The 20,699-nt window shown below is 47.8% G+C and carries 19 protein-coding genes; all 19 read left to right on the top strand.

Features of this window, described 5'->3' with window-relative positions; translation table 11 throughout:
- The first annotated feature begins 21 nt into the window (after window positions 1-21).
- Window positions 22-390, top strand: coding sequence for a 30S ribosome-binding factor RbfA (gene rbfA, locus ABJ225_RS02835; RefSeq protein WP_048004012.1), 369 nt, complete (start codon window positions 22-24; stop codon window positions 388-390).
- A 62-nt stretch (window positions 391-452) separates the two neighbouring features.
- On the top strand, window positions 453-1,361 hold the full coding sequence (gene truB / locus ABJ225_RS02840; RefSeq protein ID WP_218245904.1) for a tRNA pseudouridine(55) synthase TruB: 909 nt from the start codon (window positions 453-455) through the stop codon (window positions 1,359-1,361).
- Between the two features lie 18 nt (window positions 1,362-1,379).
- On the top strand, window positions 1,380-2,324 hold the full coding sequence (gene ribF, locus ABJ225_RS02845) for a bifunctional riboflavin kinase/FAD synthetase (RefSeq protein ID WP_218245905.1): 945 nt from the start codon (window positions 1,380-1,382) through the stop codon (window positions 2,322-2,324).
- A 133-nt stretch (window positions 2,325-2,457) separates the two neighbouring features.
- On the top strand, window positions 2,458-2,727 hold the full coding sequence (gene rpsO / locus ABJ225_RS02850) for a 30S ribosomal protein S15 (RefSeq protein ID WP_053427258.1): 270 nt from the start codon (window positions 2,458-2,460) through the stop codon (window positions 2,725-2,727).
- Between the two features lie 242 nt (window positions 2,728-2,969).
- Entirely contained in the window at window positions 2,970-5,090 is a 2,121-nt protein-coding gene (gene pnp / locus ABJ225_RS02855; protein WP_056537091.1) for a polyribonucleotide nucleotidyltransferase, read from the top strand.
- Window positions 5,091-5,205: 115 nt separating this feature from the next.
- Window positions 5,206-6,174: a polysaccharide deacetylase family protein gene (locus ABJ225_RS02860; RefSeq protein WP_056538581.1), complete on the top strand. Its 969-nt coding sequence runs from the start codon at window positions 5,206-5,208 to the stop codon at window positions 6,172-6,174.
- A gap of 47 nt (window positions 6,175-6,221) precedes the next feature.
- On the top strand, window positions 6,222-7,463 hold the full coding sequence (locus ABJ225_RS02865; RefSeq protein WP_347318320.1) for a M16 family metallopeptidase: 1,242 nt from the start codon (window positions 6,222-6,224) through the stop codon (window positions 7,461-7,463).
- 87 nt (window positions 7,464-7,550) lie between these two features.
- Window positions 7,551-7,784 (top strand): YlmC/YmxH family sporulation protein, encoded by a 234-nt coding sequence (locus ABJ225_RS02870; protein WP_347318322.1) that lies wholly within the window; start codon window positions 7,551-7,553, stop codon window positions 7,782-7,784.
- Between the two features lie 167 nt (window positions 7,785-7,951).
- Complete coding sequence (gene dpaA, locus ABJ225_RS02875; RefSeq protein WP_238284409.1) at window positions 7,952-8,851, top strand: dipicolinic acid synthetase subunit A; 900 nt, start codon at window positions 7,952-7,954, stop codon at window positions 8,849-8,851.
- A complete protein-coding gene (locus tag ABJ225_RS02880) occupies window positions 8,848-9,441 on the top strand; it encodes a dipicolinate synthase subunit B (RefSeq protein ID WP_048004004.1) in 594 nt (197 codons plus the stop codon). The genes dpaA and ABJ225_RS02880 overlap by 4 nt, the downstream gene beginning before the upstream one ends.
- A 147-nt stretch (window positions 9,442-9,588) precedes the next feature.
- Complete coding sequence (asd, locus tag ABJ225_RS02885; protein WP_347318324.1) at window positions 9,589-10,635, top strand: aspartate-semialdehyde dehydrogenase; 1,047 nt, start codon at window positions 9,589-9,591, stop codon at window positions 10,633-10,635.
- A gap of 84 nt (window positions 10,636-10,719) precedes the next feature.
- Window positions 10,720-11,976, top strand: a complete 1,257-nt coding sequence (dapG, locus tag ABJ225_RS02890) for an aspartate kinase (protein ID WP_347318326.1) — start codon at window positions 10,720-10,722, stop codon at window positions 11,974-11,976.
- The gene (dapA, locus tag ABJ225_RS02895; protein WP_309518205.1) at window positions 11,973-12,842 is read left to right on the top strand and encodes a 4-hydroxy-tetrahydrodipicolinate synthase; all 870 of its coding nucleotides are present in this window, start codon (window positions 11,973-11,975) and stop codon (window positions 12,840-12,842) included. Before dapG ends, dapA begins: the two co-directional genes overlap by 4 nt.
- Before the next feature lie 253 nt (window positions 12,843-13,095).
- Window positions 13,096-14,769 carry a ribonuclease J gene (locus ABJ225_RS02900; protein WP_347318328.1) on the top strand — a complete coding sequence of 558 codons (1,674 nt, stop codon included), beginning with the start codon at window positions 13,096-13,098 and terminating at the stop codon, window positions 14,767-14,769.
- Between the two features lie 115 nt (window positions 14,770-14,884).
- The gene (locus tag ABJ225_RS02905; RefSeq protein ID WP_148985356.1) at window positions 14,885-15,625 is read left to right on the top strand and encodes a ClpP family protease; all 741 of its coding nucleotides are present in this window, start codon (window positions 14,885-14,887) and stop codon (window positions 15,623-15,625) included.
- Window positions 15,622-15,828 carry a YlzJ-like family protein gene (locus tag ABJ225_RS02910; protein ID WP_053427250.1) on the top strand — a complete coding sequence of 69 codons (207 nt, stop codon included), beginning with the start codon at window positions 15,622-15,624 and terminating at the stop codon, window positions 15,826-15,828. Before ABJ225_RS02905 ends, ABJ225_RS02910 begins: the two co-directional genes overlap by 4 nt.
- Before the next feature lie 178 nt (window positions 15,829-16,006).
- Window positions 16,007-18,352, top strand: coding sequence for an FtsK/SpoIIIE family DNA translocase (locus ABJ225_RS02915; protein WP_347318331.1), 2,346 nt, complete (start codon window positions 16,007-16,009; stop codon window positions 18,350-18,352).
- Between the two features lie 394 nt (window positions 18,353-18,746).
- Window positions 18,747-19,472 carry a GntR family transcriptional regulator gene (locus ABJ225_RS02920; RefSeq protein ID WP_048003997.1) on the top strand — a complete coding sequence of 242 codons (726 nt, stop codon included), beginning with the start codon at window positions 18,747-18,749 and terminating at the stop codon, window positions 19,470-19,472.
- 43 nt (window positions 19,473-19,515) lie between these two features.
- Entirely contained in the window at window positions 19,516-20,607 is a 1,092-nt protein-coding gene (locus ABJ225_RS02925) for a BMP family lipoprotein (protein ID WP_056537071.1), read from the top strand.
- The last annotated feature ends 92 nt before the right edge of the window (window positions 20,608-20,699 follow it).

A 20,699-nucleotide genomic window follows, 5' to 3' on the forward strand; every position in this document is an offset into this window, starting at 1 on the left:
ATTCGTTTTTGAGGTGATAGTATGAGCCATCGTGCTAATCGAGTTGGCGAACAAATGAAAAAAGAGCTGGGTGATATCATCGGGCGCAAGATCAAAGATCCGCGCATAGGGTTTGTGACGGTCACGGATGTTCAGGTAACCGGGGACCTTCAGCAGGCCAAAGTGTATATTACCGTCCTTGGTGGTGAAGCTCAAAGGGAAGATACCTTAAAAGGTCTTGCCAAAGCGAAAGGCTTCATCCGTTCCGAAGTGGGACAAAGGATCCGGCTCCGCAAGACGCCAGAGATCATTTTTGAGTTCGACGAATCGATCGACTACGGCAATCATATCGAATCCCTGTTGAAAAGCGTTCAGGACGAACCAGGAGATTCAACGAATACCGATAAGTAATGCATGGGGCTGATCCAAATCGGATCAGCCCTTTCATTTTCCCTATGAAGGAGTGAAGGAACATGAATGGCATCTTGCCTCTATGGAAGGAACGGGGAATGACGTCGCATGATTGCGTGTTCAAGCTGAGGAAGCTGCTGCGCACGAAAAAGGTGGGGCATACAGGTACGCTCGATCCCGAAGTCGAAGGCGTCCTCCCCATTTGCATCGGAAGGGCGACCAAGGTTGCAGAATATATCACGGATTCCGGCAAGGAATATGTGGGTGAAGTGACCCTTGGCCTCTCTACGACAACCGAGGATGCGACGGGTGAAAAGGTGGAGGAAGCCCCTGTGGAAAGGAGCATCACCCGAAGGGAAGTGGAAGAGGTCCTTGGCGCCATGACCGGGGTCATCCGACAGACGCCTCCCATGTTCTCGGCGATCAAGGTAAACGGCAAGCGTCTCTACGAGTATGCCAGGCAGGGGATCGAAGTGGACAGACCATCACGTGAAGTGACGATCCACCACTTCGAGATCATCGGAGAATGGGAAACCCTCGAAGGAGAACAACCATCGTTCACGTTCAAGGTAGGGTGTTCAAAAGGGACCTATGTACGTACGCTTGCCGTCGAAATCGGGCAACGGCTTGGCTACCCATCACATATGTCATCCCTAACCCGTACAAGATCGGCATCCTTCGTCAAAGAGGACTGCCTGAGTCTTGCCCAGGTAGAAGAAGCGCTGAAAACTAGCCAACCGGAAGAGCTGTTGATCCCTCTCGAATTCGGGCTTTCTCATTTGCCGAAATGGGTGATAAATGATACATTAGCATTGAAAGTAAAGAACGGGGCACGCTTGGAAGAACCGGCTGAATGGCCGCAAGAGGAACAGGTGATGATGGTGCATGAAGGAAAGGCGATCGCCATCTATCAGCGTCATCCGTCAAAGGGTGGGATCATCAAGCCTGTCAAAGTCCTGTTCAATGACTAATGAAAAAGGTGAACTGCTGTGAAAGTGATAACGCTACATCATCCCCCATCGTTCGATGGACTGGACCTTCCGCCGCTCGTAGTGGCACTCGGTTATTTCGATGGGGTTCACCGGGGGCATCGACAGGTCATCACCACTGCCGTCGAGAAAGCAGGGGAGCTTGGGGCCTCAAGTGCAGTCATGACGTTCGATCCCCATCCCTCCGTGGTCCTTGGACATAAACGGAAGCATATAAAATACATTACTCCGATGGAAGACAAGATTGAGCAGATCAAGGGGTTGGGCGTGGACTATCTGTTTGTGGTCCGGTTCACATCCGAGTTCGCCGATCTCACCCCGCAGGAATTCGTGGACCTGTATCTGATCGGGATGAATGCCATCCACGTAGTGGCCGGATTCGATTATTCCTACGGCCGCCTCGGCAAGGGATCGATGGACAGCCTGCCATTCCATTCCCGGGATCATTTCGGTTCTACGGTAGTGAATAAGCTGACTGAATCCGATACGAAGGTAAGCTCGACCTTGATCCGCCACTCCCTTGATGAAGGAGCCATCGCTGAAGTGAATAAACTCCTTGGAAGGCCCTATACGATGAGGGGAATGGTCGTCCACGGGGAGAAGAGGGGACGGAAGATCGGGTTCCCCACGGCAAATATCGACCTGGCCGATGACTATCTTACACCAAAGGTGGGCGTGTATGCCGTCAAGATGAAGATCAAAGGCCGGTGGTATGACGGAGTATGCAACATAGGGTACAAACCGACGTTTAAAAATCCCGATGAATACAGTCTTTCGATTGAAACCCATGTGTTCGATTTCGACTCTTCCATATACGGGGAAGAAATTTATCTTCAGTGGCATAAGTGGATCAGGGATGAGAAGAAGTTCAATGGAATAGAAGAACTGATCGCCCAGATCCAGAAAGATAAGGACTCAGCCATTGCTTATTTTAAAGGAATTTGAGATTGCCCTTGATTTTTGACTGGAATAGTAGTATTCTTAAAAGCGTATGAAATGAACCTTTGCTTGGCACATCGATTCACCAACGACTGCTGGGTAACAGGGGATTTGAAAGAAATGAATGGAGGTGAAAAGGATGGCTATCACTAAAGAGCGTAAAAACGAACTAATCAGTGAGTACAAAACACATGAGAACGATACTGGATCTCCAGAAGTTCAAATTGCTGTCCTAACAGAAGAAATTAACAACCTGAACGATCACTTGCGCGTTCACAAGAAGGACCACCACTCTCGTCGCGGTCTTCTTAAAATGGTAGGTCACCGTCGTAATCTTCTATCTTACCTACGTAAGAAAGATGTACAACGCTACCGTGAGTTAATCACAAAACTTGGTTTACGTCGATAATCAGACAAAAGGAAGCGGGAATTTTTCCCGCTTTTTCTTTAGTTTTCATAATCCTATCCATTCATCATGAAAGAAAGCAATCGATTTTGTCTACAATACATAATAGGATGAACGAGGTAAGCCTTCCGCCTGATCCGTACCTGAGGTGACGAGGCTCCTTTTTATAAAAAATGTTCGTAACAATCATACAGGCATGCGTCATCTATGCCTTTAAGTGATATATAAAGAGAGGGGTACAAAAGATGGAACAGACCAAACAAACATTTTCCATTGATTGGGCCGGACGTGAATTGACCGTCGAAGTCGGCCAGCTTGCCAAGCAAGCCAATGGTGCTGCACTGATAAGATATGGAGATACCGCTGTCCTGAGCAGTGCTACAGCGTCAAAGGAACCGAAACCACTTGATTTCTTCCCTTTGACAGTTAACTATGAAGAAAGACTATATGCAGTAGGTAAAATCCCTGGAGGCTTCATCAAACGTGAAGGACGCCCGAGTGAGAGAGCCATCCTTGCCAGCCGACTGATCGATAGACCGATCCGACCGCTATTTGCCGATGGTTTCCGTAATGAAGTCCAAGTCATCTCCATGGTCATGAGTGTCGATCAGGACTGCTCATCCGAAATGGCTGCTATGTTCGGGTCTTCTTTGGCGCTTTCTGTATCGGATATCCCGTTCGAAGGACCGATCGCAGGAGTCGTCGTTGGGCTGATCGATGGAGAATTCATGATCAATCCGACAGTCGCGCAGCTTGAGAAGAGTGAAATCCACCTTTCTGTAGCTGGTACGAAGGACGCCATCAACATGGTTGAGGCAGGGGCAGATGAAGTTCCTGAAGAGACGATGCTTGAGGCGATCATGTTCGGGCATGAAGAGATCAAAAAGCTGATTGCCTTCCAGGAAGAAATCATCGCAAAGATGGGTAAAGAAAAACTTGAGATCAAACTGTTCGAACTGGATGAAGTCATCGAAACGGAAGTGCGCTCCCTATGTGAGAGCGAATTGATCCCGGCGATCCAGGTCCAGGAAAAACACGCACGTGAAGAAGCAATCAAAGAAGTGAAAAATAAAGTCATCTCTGTTTACGAAGAAAAAGAAGCAGATGACGCTACGTTGAAACAGGTCAAAAAGGTATTGGACAAACTTGTGAAAAACGAAGTGCGCCGTTTGATCACGGAAGATAAAGTCCGTCCTGATGGGCGTGGAGTGGATGAAATCCGTCCCCTTTCCTCTGAAGTCGGCCTTCTTCCTAGAACGCATGGTTCAGGCTTGTTCACACGTGGACAAACCCAGGCCCTCAGCATCTGTACGCTTGGTGCACTTGGTGACGTTCAGGTCCTTGATGGTCTGGGTATCGAAGAATCCAAGCGATTCATGCATCACTATAACTTCCCTCAATTCAGTGTGGGAGAAACTGGTCCGATCCGTGGCCCTGGCCGTCGTGAAATCGGACACGGAGCGCTCGGAGAAAGAGCTCTTGATCCGATCATCCCGGATGAATCCGACTTCCCATATACAATCCGTCTTGTATCCGAAGTACTTGAATCCAACGGATCCACATCCCAGGCAAGTATCTGTGCAAGCACCCTGGCGATGATGGATGCGGGTGTTCCGATCAAGGCACCGGTTGCAGGTATTGCAATGGGTCTGATCAAATCAGGCGAACATTATTCCATCCTGACCGATATCCAGGGCATGGAGGATCATCTTGGAGACATGGACTTCAAGGTGGCAGGTACATCCAAAGGGGTTACTGCCCTGCAAATGGACATCAAAATCGATGGACTTTCAAGGGAAATCCTTGAGGAAGCACTCCAACAAGCGAAAAAAGGCCGTATGCAGATCTTGGACAGCATGCTTGCAACGATCTCAGAATCAAGGACGTCCCTATCCGCCTATGCTCCTAAGATCCTTACGATGCACATCAATCCGGATAAGATCCGCGACGTCATCGGGCCAAGCGGTAAACAAATCAATAAGATCATCGATGAGACAGGCGTGAAGATCGACATCGAGCAGGATGGAACCATCTTCATTTCGTCCACTGATGAAGAGAGCAACAAAAAAGCGAAAAAGACGATCGAAGATATTGTCAGGGAAGTCGAGCCTGGCCAAATGTATCTTGGGAAAGTCAAGCGCGTAGAGAAGTTCGGAGCGTTCGTCGAAATCTTCGCAGGAAAAGATGGACTCGTACACATTTCAGAGCTTGCTGAAGAGCGCGTCCGTAAAACGGAAGACGTTGTCGCTGTCGGTGATCAGCTTCTTGTGAAGGTGTTGGATATCGATAATCAAGGCCGTGTCAACCTATCAAGGAAGGCCGTCCTTAAAGAACAGCGTGAAAAAGAAGAGCAAAACCAGGCATAATGTTGCTGATCAAGTCGTCTTGGTGGGATTCCATCCCGCAAGGCGGCTTTTTTTTGCCCGCGTTCTACCTTGTCCCAGTCCTTCATACTATTAATAGGGAGGACGGTGAATGCAAATGGGGAGAAAATACTTGATAGCACTACCTGTAATTGCTATTCTGACTTTAGCGGCTGTACAAAACCCTTTGACCAATCAGTATGTCGCGCATCTTAAAGGCCAGTCGGTGACGACAACTTCTAATAAGAGCAACCTCATGCAACAAATCGAGGAAAAGGCATCCGGGGGGATCAAGCCGCAAGATGCCATGATTGATCCGGTATGGAAGGCAACACCCGGCTATAATGGTATCGATCTGGATATTGATGCTTCCTATAAGCAAATGAAGAAGACAGGAACCTTTGATGATGATAAACTTGTGTGGAAGCAGTTGAAGCCTTCTAAGCATCTGGAGGACCTTCCGCCTTCCCCTGTGTACAGAGGGAATCCGGAGAAACCGATGGCTGCATTTATCATCAATGTTGCCTGGGGTAACGAGTATATCCCTGATATGCTGGAGACGCTCAAGAAGCACCAGGTATACGCCACCTTCTTCCTTGAAGGACGGTGGGTAAAGAATAATCCGAAGCTTGCCAGGATGATTGTCGAGGCGGGTCATGAAGTAGGGAATCATTCCTATTCCCACCCTGATATGAAATCCCTGCAAACCTCCAAGGTGAGAGATGAATTGAAACGTACGAATGATATCATCGAGGTGACCACTGGAGAAAAGGTTAAGTGGTTTGCCCCTCCGAGCGGGAGCTATCGGGACGAAGTGGTCGAAATTGCCGATGAAATGGATATGAGGACCATCATGTGGAGTGTGGATACGATTGATTGGCAAAAACCGAGTCCGGATGTGTTGATCGACCGCGTGATGGGAAAAATGCATAAAGGGGCAATCGTCCTTATGCATCCCACTGCGTCTACGGCAAACGCCCTGAACGCCCTCATCGTTCAGGTGAAAGAAAAGGAATTGAGACTAGGGACGGTCTCTAGTTTAATGAAAGAAGAAAGAATCCTTGAAGAAGGAGATAATTCTCCTTGAGTGAGGAAATAGTAAGGACAGGTACATCAAGACTAGGAGGAACTTTTTTGATTAAGAAATATACTTGCCAAAATGGACTGCGAATTGTGCTCGAACAAATCCCGACGGTCCGATCGGTTGCCATCGGGGTTTGGATCGGTGCAGGTTCACGCAATGAAACAAAAGAAAACAACGGGATCTCACATTTTCTTGAACATATGTTTTTCAAGGGGACGAAAACGAAGACGGCAAGGGAAATCGCCGAGTCATTCGACAGTATAGGCGGTCAGGTTAATGCCTTCACATCAAAGGAATACACGTGCTATTATGCGAAGGTGCTCGATAACCATGCCGGCTACGCCTTACATACGCTAGCAGATATGTTCTTCCATTCCACTTATGTGGAAGAGGAATTGAAAAAGGAAAAGAATGTGGTATACGAAGAGATCAAAATGTACGAAGATACACCTGATGACATCGTGCATGATCTCTTGAGTAAAGCCATATATGAAGATCACCCACTGGGCTATCCGATCCTCGGAACGGAAGAAACACTGGATACGTTCAACCAGGCAAAGTTGAAGCAGTATATGCATGATATGTATACTCCGGATCAGGTAGTGGTGTCCATTGCAGGCAACGTCGACGAGTCCTTCATCAAAGAGGTGGAGAAGCTTTTCGGATCCTATGAGGGAGGAAAAGGCCGCGACGATCGTGAACAGCCCCAATTCTTCTATAATAAACTTGCACGGAAGAAGGATACGGAGCAGGCTCATTTATGCCTTGGGTATAACGGCCTTCAAATCGGTCATCCCGACATCTATAACCTCATCATCCTGAACAATGTACTAGGAGGCAGCATGTCTTCACGCCTCTTCCAAGAAGTAAGGGAGCAGCGTGGACTGGCGTACTCAGTATTCTCCTATCACTCCTCCCATGAAGATAGTGGAATGGTCACCATCTATGGAGGGACAGGAGCCAATCAGCTTGATGAGCTGTTCGATACGATCGACTCCACATTGAAAAGCCTAAAGGCAGAGGGCATCACGGAAAAGGAACTCCTTAACAGCAAGGAACAGTTGAAAGGAAATCTGATGCTGAGCCTTGAAAGCACCAACAGCCGGATGAGCCGCAACGGGAAAAATGAACTGTTGTTGAAACAGCACCGGACGCTGGATGAGATCGTCGATGAAATCGATGGCGTCACCATCGATAAGGTGAATCAATTGACCCATGAGATTTTCACGGACGACTATGCAGCTGCATTGATCAGTCCTGATGGGAACCTGCCGTCCAATATGAGAAAATAATCAAAAAGGTCAGCACATGCTGGCCTTTTTTTTGATTCTGATTGTGAAGAGGGTTGTATACATTAATAATAAAGGGAGGGGAAGCCAGTGAGATTGAGTGAACTGAGCGGAAAGGAAATCGTGGACTACGGAAGGGCTGAAAGATTGGGGGTTCTGGGACATACTGATCTCGAATTTGATCATCGATCGGGTCAGATCGATGCCTTGATCATTCCCATGGGCAAGTGGATGCGCAAGCAAAGCGGTGAAATACTGGTCCCATGGCATATGATCAGGACCATCGGAACGGATATGATCATACTGGAAGTGGCAAGGGAATGAAAAAACGGGGAAGCCCGTTTTTTTTTGCTTTCTTGTGACGCGCTCCCAAAAGTGTAAGGAAGGAATGCAAGAGGCATCTCCTCACCCTTTACGTGCTCTATACATAGACTGAAGAAGTGAAAGGCTTCATGAAGATGCGATTATGGTAAAAGTAGGTGAAAGCACTGATGTTGACCGGAATGCACATCGCAGTTCTGGGTGGAGATGCTCGCCAATTGGAGATTATCCGTAAACTTACTGAGTTGGATGCGAAGATATCCCTTGTCGGTTTTGAACAATTGGATCATGCATTCACCGGGGCTACGAAAGAGAAAATGAGTGAAATTGATTTTTCCATGATGGACGCCATCATTTTACCGGTTCCGGGTACCAATCTTCAAGGGGAGATCGAAACCATCTTTTCAAATGAAAAAGTCGTGTTGACAGAAGAAATCTTAAGCAGGACCCCTGACCATTGCACAATCTACTCCGGAATCACCAATGATTATTTAAGCGGGATCGTGGATGCGTCAAAACGCGATCTTATTCAGCTGTTCGAAAGGGATGACGTCGCCATCTATAATTCCATCCCGACAGTAGAAGGCACAATCATGATGGCCATTCAACATACGGATTTCACCATCCATGGTTCGAATATCGTCATCCTCGGGCTTGGTCGTGTGGGGATGAGCGTGGCCAGGACCTTCCATCATCTCGGGGGCAGGGTGAAAGTAGGCGCCAGGAAAACGGAGCACTTGGCAAGGGCATCAGAGATGGGACTGGATTCCTTCCAATTAGGTCAGCTGGAAAAGCATGTCGGACAATGTGATATCTGCATCAATACCATTCCGGCTCCCATCATCACACCAGGGGTCATTGCAAAGATGCCCTCTCATATCCTCGTTATCGACCTTGCTTCCAAACCGGGAGGGACCGACTTCAGATTTGCCGAGAAGCGTGGGATCAAGGCGCTCCTTGCCCCGGGTCTCCCGGGTATTGTGGCACCGAAGACGGCAGGTCAGATACTGGCCAATGTTCTATGCAAGCTGATGGATGATCGAAACAAAGGAAAGGGGAGTTCTACGTGAGCATTAAAGGAAAAAGAATCGGATTTGGTCTGACTGGTTCGCACTGTACCTATGATGAAGTATTTCCGCAAATCGAGAAACTGGTCAACGGAGGCGCGGATGTTCTTCCAGTCGTATCATCAACCATGATGAACACGAACACGCGGTTCGGAAAAGGGGAGGACTGGGTCAAGAGAATTGAAGACGTGACGGGGCACAAAGTGATTGATTCAATCGTGAAAGCAGAGCCGCTCGGTCCGAAGATTCCCCTGGACTGTATGGTGATTTCACCCCTTACAGGCAATACCATGAGTAAATTCGCCAACGCCATGACCGACTCCCCGGTCCTGATGGCGGCAAAGGCTACTTTGAGGAATCATCGCCCCGTTGTACTTGGGATCTCAACAAATGATGCCTTGGGGCTTAACGGTATCAATTTGATGAGGCTGATTTCCACAAAGGATATCTATTTCATCCCATTCGGCCAAGATGCACCGGAGCAAAAACCGAAATCCATGGTGGCACGGATGAGCTTGACTCAGGAGACAATCGAAGCCGCGATGGAGGGAAGGCAGCTCCAACCTGTCGTGATTGAACGGTATCTGGATTGATTGCAAGGGAAGGCTTCCGCATGGATAGCCTTCTTTTCCTTGTACGAAAAAGAGTCTATTGAAAGAAGATTCTTTATGTTAGAATATACTTTATTATAGTAAATGGCTAAATTGCTATTATGAAAAGTTTTGGAAGGAGAGAGGATTTTGAATACAACGGAATTAAACGTGGCAGTCGTCGGTGCAACCGGGGCAGTCGGACAACAAATGCTGGAAACATTAGAAAAAAGGGATTTTCCGATAAAAAATCTGATCTTACTATCTTCTGCCCGTTCGGCAGGTTCAACAGTATCTTTTAGAGGAAAAGAGTATACGGTGAAAGAAGCGAAGCCCGAAAGCTTTGAAGGGGTGGATATTGCCTTGTTCAGTGCAGGGGGAAGCGTATCAAAGCTTCTTGCTCCAGAGGCAGTGAAAAGGGGGGCCATCGTAGTCGACAATACAAGTGCCTACCGTATGGATCCCGAAGTTCCGCTCGTTGTGCCTGAAGTAAATGAGGAAGATCTGAAACTTCATAAAGGCATCATTGCCAATCCCAACTGTTCGACAATCCAGATGGTTGCCGCTCTAGAGCCACTGCGTAAAGCCTATGGACTGAAAAAGGTGATCGTTTCTACCTATCAAGCTGTATCCGGAGCCGGTGCAGTCGCCATAGATGAATTAAATGATCAGGCGCAGGCGATCCTGTCGGGCGATTCCTTTGAGCCGAATGTCCTGCCGGTCAAAGGGGATAAAAAACATTATCAGATTGCCTATAATGTGATCCCTCAGATTGATCTGTTCCAGGAAAATGGTTTTACATTCGAAGAAATGAAGATGATCAATGAAACAAAAAAGATCATGCATCAACCTGATTTGAAGGTGTCAGCCACATGTGTGAGACTCCCAGTAGTAACAGGTCACTCTGAAAGTGTATATATTGAGATTGATAAGGACTCCATTTCGGTGGGGGATATTCATGCGCAACTCACGGCAGCTCCGGGTGTAACCCTTCAGGATGTACCCGAAGAACAAATTTATCCGATGCCTGCCGATGCAGTAGGGAAGCCGGATGTTTTTGTCGGACGCGTGAGAAAAGACCTTGATGAGGACAACGGATTCCACATGTGGATCGTATCCGATAACCTTTTGAAAGGCGCTGCCTGGAATTCAGTGCAGATTGCTGAAAGCCTATTGAAATTGGGTCTGGTTAAATAAGCAGAAGAGGATCATAACAACATACGACGACTAACTCAAGCAACCATCCCCCTACCTCTTGACCATTGATGAAGAGGTGTAGACATGAAAGTGATCGTCCAGAAATTCGGAGGTACTTCCGTAAGGGATGAATCAACAAGGCTGAAAGCCATTGCTCATACAAAAGAAGCCATCAGTGAAGGGTATAAGGTGGTCGTGGTCGTCTCCGCCATGGGCAGAAAAGGGGAGCCGTATGCAACCGACTCCCTACTCGGACTCATAGGAGAAGGGAACACGAGAATCAGCAAAAGGGAACAGGACTTATTATTATCATGCGGAGAAATCATTTCGAGTCTCGTCTTTTCCAATATGCTCCTGCAGAATGGGGTGTGTTCCACGGCGCTGACCGGGGCTCAGGCAGGGTTTCGCACCAATGATGACTTTGGCAATGCCAGGATCATGGAAATGGATTGCGAAAGGATTAAAAAAGAACTTGATCTTCATGACGCCGTAGTGGTAGCCGGGTTTCAAGGAGCGACCCCCAGGGGTGATATTACGACGATCGGCAGGGGTGGGAGCGATACCTCAGCCTCCGCACTCGGCGTCGCATTGGAGGCAGAGTTTATCGATATCTTCACCGATGTGGAGGGAATCATGACGGCGGACCCACGCATTTCATCCAGGGCGCGGCCCATTAAGGTCGTATCCTATAATGAAGTATGCAATATGGCGTACCAGGGAGCAAAGGTCATTCATCCGCGAGCGGTTGAAATCGCCATGAACTCGAATGTACCCATCAGGATCCGGTCCACGTATTCGAAAGATCCGGGTACCCTCGTCACCACACCGAGCTTCATGAAGGATCATGAACATTTCAGAAGTCACCCCGTCACAGGCATAGCCCATGTACAGTCTCTTACACAGATCAAGGTATTCGCAAGGGAGGATCAATATGATTTGCAGGCGGAAGTGTTCAAGGCGATGGCGAGGGAAGGCATCTCCGTGGATTTTATCAACATTTCCCCTCGGGGAGTCGTTTATACGGTTTCTTCCACTTTGAGCGACCGTGCCATTACCGTTCTTAAGAATCTCGGTCATGTTCCCCATGTGGAACGGGAGTGCGCCAAGGTATCCGTGGTTGGAGCGGGAATGACCGGTGTTCCGGGTATCACATCCGTCATCGTGTCCTCCCTTTCTGATCTTGGTATCAGGATCCTGCAGTCTGCCGACAGCCATACAACCATCTGGGTACTCGTAAAAGAGCATGATCTTGTGAATGCCATCAATGCCCTTCATGATGCCTTTCAACTGCAAGAGAGGGATGCTGCCTGGTTAGCGCATCAATTTGAGGAGAGTGAATAGTTGTGAATTTTGGCCGTGTATCAACAGCGATGGTCACACCGTTTGATCGTAAAGGGAATATCGATTTTAATAAAACGACACAGTTGATCAACTACCTGATCGAACATGGGACTGATTCTCTCGTGATTGCCGGGACAACAGGAGAATCCCCGACGCTTACAAAGGAAGAGAAACTTGCATTATTTCGTCATGCAGTCAAAATCGCAGATGGCCGGATCCCTGTCATTGCAGGTACCGGAAGCAATAATACGAAGGAATCCATCGATCTGTCCAAAAAAGCGGAAGCAATCGGTGTCGATGCCATCATGCTTGTAGCACCATATTATAGTAAACCAAGTCAGGAAGGCATGTTCCTTCACTTTAAAGAAGTGGCTGACGCCGTCACATTGCCGGTCATGCTCTATAATGTCCCTGGAAGGTCCGCCGTCACCATTTCACCGGACACCATCATCCGACTATCGGGGGTTCCGAATATCATGTCGGTAAAAGAGGCAAGCGGCGACCTTGGTGCCATGACGAAGATCATCGCGTCCACAGCTGACGACTTCCTCGTATATTGTGGAGATGATGGTTTGACCCTGCCTGCCCTATCGATCGGTGCCGATGGAATCGTCTCTGTTGCTTCCCACATCATCGGGAAAGAAATGCAGCAGATGGCAGAGGCCCATCTCTCTGGAGATACAAGTCGTGCAGCGAAACTGCATCAGGAGTTGCTACCTTTGATGGAAGGTCTATTTGCAACCCCGAGCCCAGGACCTGTCAAAACCGCCCTGCAGCTTAAGGGTCTTGATGTCGGTTCTGTCCGCCTTCCGCTGATTCCACTGACGGAAGATGAAAGGAAGAGCCTCAGCAAACTTTTATCATGAAAACTCAAGTGGCCCCGGCATGGATGTCGGGGCCATTCATCATATAGAGGTGTACTCTGTGATAAATTTCTAGGTCAAAGAAGGATTCCTCACAGCCATTCTCGAAATAGTACATATTCGAACGTGCACTTTTCTACATAGACGTCAACCAGAAGGTAGAGGATAATTTTGGTTGTATTATGAAAAGGGTTTCCTTTATAATGATTTTAACTGATATAAGATCGGGGAAAGCACAACATAGGAGGACATAATGGTGAGTAATAGCAAAGTGAAACATGAAGAAATCAAGATCATCCCCTTGGGCGGAGTAGGGGAAATCGGTAAAAATATGTATATTGTAGAAGTCGATGAAGATATTTTCGTCATCGATGCAGGGCTGATGTTCCCTGAAAATGAAATGCTCGGGATCGATATCGTCATACCGGACATCCAATACCTTGAACAAAACCGCGGGAGAGTAAAAGGCATTTTCCTTACCCATGGTCATGAAGACAGCATCGGGGCCATTTCTTACCTATTGGATAAAGTGAGGGCACCGGTTTACGGTACAAGATTGACCAATGCACTCGTGAAGGCAAGGCTGAAAGATGAGCAGGTGCGCACGGATGTAAAGTTCTACACCATTCACTCGGACAGCAGGCTCCAGTTCAACGGTGTGGATGTGACGTTCTTCAAGACGACTCACAGTATACCGGACTCTGTGGGAGTTTGCATCCATACCTCACAAGGAGCCATCGTGCATACAGGTGAATTCAAATTCGATCAATCTGCTAAGCACTTTTATCGTCCCGACCTTGGAAAGATGGCGCAGATTGGTGAGAAGGGAGTCCTCTGTCTCCTATCGGACAGTACTGAAGCAGAAAGACCTGGTTTTACCACCTCGGAATCGGTCATTGAAATGCATCTGAATAGTGCATTCAGAAAAGCCAAGGGCAGAGTGATCGTTGCCTGCTTTGCATCAAATCTCATCAGGCTCCAACAGGTATTTGATGCAGCTGAACAGAACAAGCGGAAAGTCGTGGTTGTAGGCAAAAGCCTGAAGAGAGTTTACGATATCGCGCTGAAGCTCGGGTATCTCCATGTCCGCGAAGACTTGATCATAGGCATCGACCAGATCGGTGATTTCTCAAGTGACGAGGTGGTCATCCTTGCCACCGGCTCACATGGAGAACCATTCGAGGCCCTTCAGCGTATGGCCAAGCGTTCCCACAGACATGTGAACATCGAGAAGGGTGATACCGTATTGATTACGGCAACGCCATCACCTGGCATGGAAGTGATCGCTGGAAGAACGATCGACATGGTGTACAGAGCGGGAGCAGAAGTATTGACCGCTGATAAGAAAGTACATGTTTCCGGTCATGGGTCACAGGAAGATCTGAAACTTATGCTCAATATCATGAAACCGAAATACTTCGTTCCGATCCAAGGGGAATATAAAATGCTTATTGCCCATAGTAAAATCGCTCATGGTATCGGGCTTCCTTTCAAGCAAATCTTCATCCTCGACAAGGGAGATATCCTACAGTATAAAGACGGGAAGATGAGGATGGGCGGCCGGGTCCAGGCCGGCAATGTACTGATCGATGGGATCGGAGTAGGAGATGTCGGCAATATCGTCCTCAGGGACAGAAGACTCCTATCTGAAGATGGTGTATTCACTGTCGTCGTCACGATCAACCGGAAGTCCAAGAGCATTGTAGCAGGACCGGAAATCATCTCTAGAGGGTTCGTATACGTGAGGGAATCGGAAGCTCTCATCGAGAAAGCGTCAGAAATCGTCGAAAGTGTGGTCCATAATTATCTGCAGAAAGGGTCATTCGAATGGACGACCATCAAGCAGGATGTAAGGGACCAGCTCAACTACTTCTTATACAATAAAACCAGAAGAAGACCGATGATTCTCCCGATCATCATGGAAGTTTAATCCAAGAAGGCTATCTGTTGTCCATGCAGATAGCCTTTCCGTTTTACGCAGGGGTATAAATCCTCTCCTTTATTGAATAATAATGGTATGCACCAAGCGAAAAGGAGTTGGACTTATGGATACAAGAATGGAACAGGAAGATCAGCCGGGCAAGGATGATAAAGATAAACCGTCAGGCTTGATGGAGAAGATCCAACAGCTGGGACAAACCAATGTGCCACAGCTTTCACAGGACTCAAATATTCACTGTCTGACAATCGTGGGACAGATCGAGGGTCATATGCAGCTCCCACCACAAAATAAAACAACGAAATATGAGCATATCCTTCCTCAGCTCGTGGCCATTGAACAGAATCCTAAAATCGAAGGGCTCGTCGTCATACTCAACACCGTCGGCGGAGATGTGGAAGCGGGTCTTGCCATATCAGAGATGATCGCATCGCTTTCTAAGCCGACAGTATCCCTTGTTCTTGGCGGAGGGCACAGCATAGGTGTCCCAATTGCCGTTTCGTGTGACTATTCATTCATCGCGAGCACTGCCACCATGACAATCCATCCTGTTCGATTGACCGGTCTTGTGATCGGAGTGCCGCAGACATTCGAGTATCTGGACAAGATGCAGGATCGCGTCGTGAGCTTTGTAACCAAGCACAGTAACATTTCTGAAACAGATTTCAAGGACCTTATGTTCGCAAAGGGGAACCTGACACGGGATATCGGGACGAACGTCGTTGGTGATGATGCGGTCAAATACGGTCTCATCAATGGGATCGGAGGGATCGGTCAAGCCATCAAGAAAATCAATGAGCTGATCGAACTGAACCATACGGATGAAGGGGAGGGACTGATCCAATGATCCTCTACACCATCATTCCCCAGGAAGCCGTATTCGCGACGGACCCAGAAGTATATGCCTCCCAGATGATGATCGACTATGAAGGAGTGCCGCTGATGGTCCAGAAGGAAGAGGAGAATTACCGGGTATTGAGGGTGATGAGCAGTGATCCTTCCCATTTCCTCGACAATCGCTTTTCTCCTGGTATGATCCTTGGTAATTAAGGAATAAAGAGGATTCTTTCACCATGTAGGGTATGGTATACTAAAAAGGAGACATAAGTTGAACATGACGGATGGGGACTGACACCTGTGGCGAAGAAGGATGCCGATAAGGGTCAGCCCTTTCTTCATCTTCACGTACATAATCCGTAAGACTTCTTAAGAATTTAGGTGAATTGAATTGGCGAAAAAAAAGAAAAGGAAAAAAAAGGTATCGAACACCAACGCACTGAAGCAGACTATAAAATATGAAATTACCGGCTTGATGCTGTTGACGCTCAGTTTGATATCCGTCATCAAGTTGGGGGCGGTGGGTAGGGCCGTCGTCCATTTCTTCAGGTTCTTCATGGGTGAATGGTATATGGCAGCTCTGCTTCTCATGATCTACATCGCGGGATACCTGATGGTGAAACGGGAAGTACCGCTTCTCTTCAGCAGGAGATTGGTAGGGATATATATCATCGTGGCGAGCTTCCTGCTCCTCAGCCACGTGAAGCTTTTCGATCTGCTGAGCAATGATGGTGCCTTCGAGCACCCTAGTGTCATCATGAACACATGGGATCTCTATTGGATGGATATCAGGGGAGAATCCAGTACCTCCGACATCGGAGGTGGGATGATCGGCAGCGTCCTGTTCGCCGTGTCCTATTTCCTCTTTGATTCACAGGGGGCACGGATTATGAGTGCGACCTTCATCATCATCGGGATCATCCTGGTGACCGGTCGATCCCTTGGGGATGTACTCGGTCGGATCGGAAAAAGATTCGGAGCATTCATCACCTCCCAGTGGGAAGCATTCAAGGTGGATATGGCAGAATGGAAAGAAGAAAAAGCAAAAAAGAAGCTGGAAAAGCCAGCTGTTGAAAAGAAAGTGCAGGAGAAGGAAACGAAGGTGCCTTCCGTCGATCCGATACCAGATGTTGAGCCTCAGGTCGATATCCGGGAACCGATCATATCGAATTTTGCCGAGAAGGCCTATGCCCATGAACGGACCGATAAAGAAGAACCGGCAGCAGGGGAGGCGAAAGATGATTCAACTGATAAGGGCGTTCAAGACGATGCTCCTCCGATCACCTTCACCGAAGTCGAGAATAAAGATTATAAGCTTCCGTCGATTTCGCTGTTGAAAAGTCCGAAAAAGACAGATCAGAGCAATGAATATCAGCTGATCCATGCCAATGCAGCGAAGCTCGAACGCACCTTCCAAAGCTTTGGCGTCAAAGCGAAGGTGACCCAGGTCCATCTAGGGCCTGCCGTAACCAAATATGAAGTGCACCCGGATGTCGGGGTGAAGGTGAGCCGTATTGTCAATCTCAGCGATGATCTCGCATTGGCGCTCGCTGCAAAAGACATCAGGATCGAAGCACCGATACCGGGGAAATCCGCCATTGGAATCGAAGTGCCGAATTCGGAAGTGGCCATGGTATCCCTCAGGGAAGTGCTCGAATCAAAGGAAAAAAACAAGCCTGAGTCAAAACTCCAGATCGGACTGGGCAGGGATATTACAGGGGAAGCCGTACTTGCCGAACTGAATAAGATGCCCCATCTCCTTGTAGCGGGAGCCACGGGTAGCGGGAAGAGTGTTTGTATCAACGGCATCATCACGAGTATCCTTATGAGGGCCAAGCCCCATGAAGTCAAACTCATGATGATCGACCCCAAAATGGTTGAGCTCAATGTGTATAACGGAGTTCCCCACTTGCTGGCACCCGTCGTGACGGAGCCGAAGCGTGCCTCTCAGGCGTTAAAAAAAGTCGTGAATGAAATGGAGCGAAGATATGAGCTTTTCTCCCATACAGGCACACGTAATATTGAAGGATACAATGATTATGTCAAAAGACAAAACCTTGAGAACGAAGACAAACAGCCCCTTCTTCCTTATATCGTCGTCATCGTCGATGAGCTCGCTGACTTGATGATGGTCGCATCGAATGATGTAGAAGATGCCATCACCCGCCTTGCGCAGATGGCCCGTGCGGCAGGGATTCATTTGATCATCGCCACACAGCGACCGTCGGTGGATGTCATTACCGGTGTCATCAAGGCAAACATCCCTTCAAGGATTGCCTTTGCTGTCTCTTCCATGACCGATTCACGAACCATCCTAGATTCTGGAGGCGCAGAAAAACTCCTTGGAAGGGGGGATATGCTCTTCATGCCTGTCGGTGCTTCCAAGCCGACAAGGGTACAGGGGGCCTTCTTATCCGATGAAGAAGTAGAAGAAGTCGTCGACTTCGTCATATCGCAGCAAAAAGCACAGTATCAGGAAGAAATGATCCCGGATGAAGTCCAGGAAGAGTCCGGCAGCGGGGAAGCGGAAGATGAGCTGTATGATGATGCAGTCCAATTGATTGCTGAAATGCAGACTGCGTCTGTTTCCATGCTGCAGCGCCGGTTCAGGATCGGCTATACGAGAGCCGCCAGGATCATCGATGAAATGGAGGTACGGGGAGTAGTCGGACCTTATGAAGGAAGCAAGCCACGGACCGTACTTGTCGGCAAGCCCTCCGAAGAACAATCCTCCTAAGAGCCCATACCTCTTGAGACATGAGCTGAAAGACCCCGCTTGAGCATCTGCTCAAGCGGTTTTTTTATTAAAATCAAAAAGTTATCCACCAATGAGTTATACTATTGGCAACGCTTCCTAAAAACATGCATTATTTCATTAGTGTGAACATTGCTACATATAGGCGTTGGAAATGTAAAAACCAGGACGTTTAATGATAAAAACATGAAAAAATCAAGGGGTTTTTCCATAAAGAAGGGCATTTGGAAGATAAATTTTTTAATAAATCATTTTTTTCGACAAAATCACACAATGCTATTTATTTATGTTTTGAAAAGTGTTATAGTATTTTCGATTAGTAGGAAAGATATACATCAGAGGTCTGATGACTTGAGAAAATTTGGTGGTGGTTCCGTTGACAATTAAGACAGACAATCGGCATTTGTATTTGCAGGTCATTGATCGCTTGAAGAAAGACATCGAAGCGGGGATGTACAGAGAGAAAGAAAAACTTCCTTCCGAATTCGACCTTTCCAAACAGCTCGGCGTTAGTCGCGCTACGCTGAGGGAGGCACTCAGGATCCTTGAGGAAGAGAGTGTCATCGTCAGGCGGCATGGAGTCGGTACATTTGTCAATGCCAAACCCCTCTTCACTTCGGGCATCGAACAGCTCAGCAGCGTGACCAATATGATCAGGCAGGCTGGGATGGATCCGGGGACTATTTTTTTGAGCTCGACGACCCAGGAAGCAACCGAGGAAGATATGAAACGCTTCTCATTGGAAGAACCGGAGGATGTCATCCTCATCGAGAGGGTGCGTACGGCGAATGGGGAACCTGTCGTCTACTGCATGGATAAGATACCGGCTAGAATCATGCCGCGGAACTTCACCCATGAAGACAATTCCATCTTCTCCGTTCTGGAGAAAAGGGAGAATAAGAGAATCACATATGCGGGGGCACATATCGAGCCTCTCGGGTATCATGATAAAATCTCCCCGATCCTGAACTGCGAGCCTGAAACGGCACTTCTTGTGCTGAAACAGATGCACTTCAGTGAGAATGATGAACCAATCCTCTATTCGGTGAACTACTTCCGCTCGGATAAGTTCAGCTTTCACGTGCTTAGGAAGCGTGTATGATCCGCCTTTCTACTAATTTATAACAATACTAGGGGGTACTCAGGTGAAAAAGCGTAAATTTGGTATGGCGATGTCATTCGTGTTGGCTGCAGGAACAATTCTAGGTGCATGTGGAACAAGCGATGACAAAGATAATGCAAGTGACGGGAAAGGCAAGGATGATAACTTCACAGTGGCAATGGTAACAGATGTCGGCGGTGTTGATGATAAATCATTCAACCAATCAGCTTGGGAAGGCCTTCAAGCTTATGGTAAAGAAAATGACTTGGAAAAAGGGAAAAAAGGATTCGATTACCTTCAATCCCAATCCGATGCTGATTATGCTACCAACCTGAACAACTTGGCTCGCCAAGACTTTGACTTGATATATGGAATTGGATTCATGATGAAAGGTGCGATCGAAGATATCGCCAGCCAACAGAAGGATTCTCACTTCGCCCTTGTGGATGAAGTTGTAGATCAACCGAATGTTGCCAGCATCATGTTCAAAGAGCAGGAAGCTTCTTTCCTAGCGGGAGTAGCGGCCGGTCTTGCAACCAAAACCAATAAAATCGGATTCATCGGCGGAGTGGAAAGCCCGGTTATCGAGCGCTTCCATTCAGGATTCATCGCCGGTGTCAAAGCAAGCAACCCTGATGCAGAAATCGTTGCGGACTATGCAGGTGCTTTCGATAAAGCAGAGCTTGGTCAAACGATTGCTTCAAAAATGTACTCTTCTAAAGTAGATGTCATCTTCCACGCAGCTGGTGGAACAGGTAACGGATTATTCAAAGAAGCACGTGATCTGAAAGCAAAAGATCCTTCCCGTGAGCTTTGGGCGATCGGTGTCGACTCTGACCAGGTAGACGAAGGAAAAGTGGGAGACCACAACATCGTCCTGACTTCTGCCCTTAAGCGAGTGGACAACGCAGTGAAAGATGTCGCGACTCAAGCGAAGGACGGGGATTTCCCTGGTGGGAAAGAAATCTTGTTCGGTCTTAAAGAAGACGGTGTAGGTCTTGCGGAAGTGAATGAAGAACTTTCCAACAAAGACGAAGTCGTGAAAGCCGTTGATGAGTGGAAAGAAAAAATCAAGAGCGGTGACGTGGAAGTTCCTTCTTCCATCAAAGACGCCGAAAGCTTCAAAGCTAACTGATTATAGTTCATTGGGGATAAGCGGGCCAAGGATAGCCGGTCTCTTATCCCTTTTTTGCAGCAAAATATAAGAAAATTGAAAATCTAATTGAA

Source organism: Rossellomorea sp. RS05 (assembly GCF_039822645.1).
GTDB classification, from domain to species: Bacteria; Bacillota; Bacilli; order Bacillales; family Bacillaceae_B; genus Rossellomorea; species Rossellomorea marisflavi_B.

Excerpts from the sequence above, each read along its gene's own strand:
- rbfA (WP_048004012.1), top strand. The coding sequence starts at position 22 with ATGAGCCATCGTGCTAATCGAGTTGGCGAACAAATGAAAAAAGAGCTG.
- rpsO (WP_053427258.1), top strand. The coding sequence starts at position 2,458 with ATGGCTATCACTAAAGAGCGTAAAAACGAACTAATCAGTGAGTACAAA.
- ABJ225_RS02910 (WP_053427250.1), top strand. The coding sequence starts at position 15,622 with ATGATCCTCTACACCATCATTCCCCAGGAAGCCGTATTCGCGACGGAC.
- truB (WP_218245904.1), top strand. The coding sequence starts at position 453 with ATGAATGGCATCTTGCCTCTATGGAAGGAACGGGGAATGACGTCGCAT.
- ABJ225_RS02860 (WP_056538581.1), top strand. The coding sequence starts at position 5,206 with ATGGGGAGAAAATACTTGATAGCACTACCTGTAATTGCTATTCTGACT.
- ABJ225_RS02905 (WP_148985356.1), top strand. The coding sequence starts at position 14,885 with ATGGATACAAGAATGGAACAGGAAGATCAGCCGGGCAAGGATGATAAA.
- pnp (WP_056537091.1), top strand. The coding sequence starts at position 2,970 with ATGGAACAGACCAAACAAACATTTTCCATTGATTGGGCCGGACGTGAA.
- dpaA (WP_238284409.1), top strand. The coding sequence starts at position 7,952 with ATGTTGACCGGAATGCACATCGCAGTTCTGGGTGGAGATGCTCGCCAA.
- dapG (WP_347318326.1), top strand. The coding sequence starts at position 10,720 with ATGAAAGTGATCGTCCAGAAATTCGGAGGTACTTCCGTAAGGGATGAA.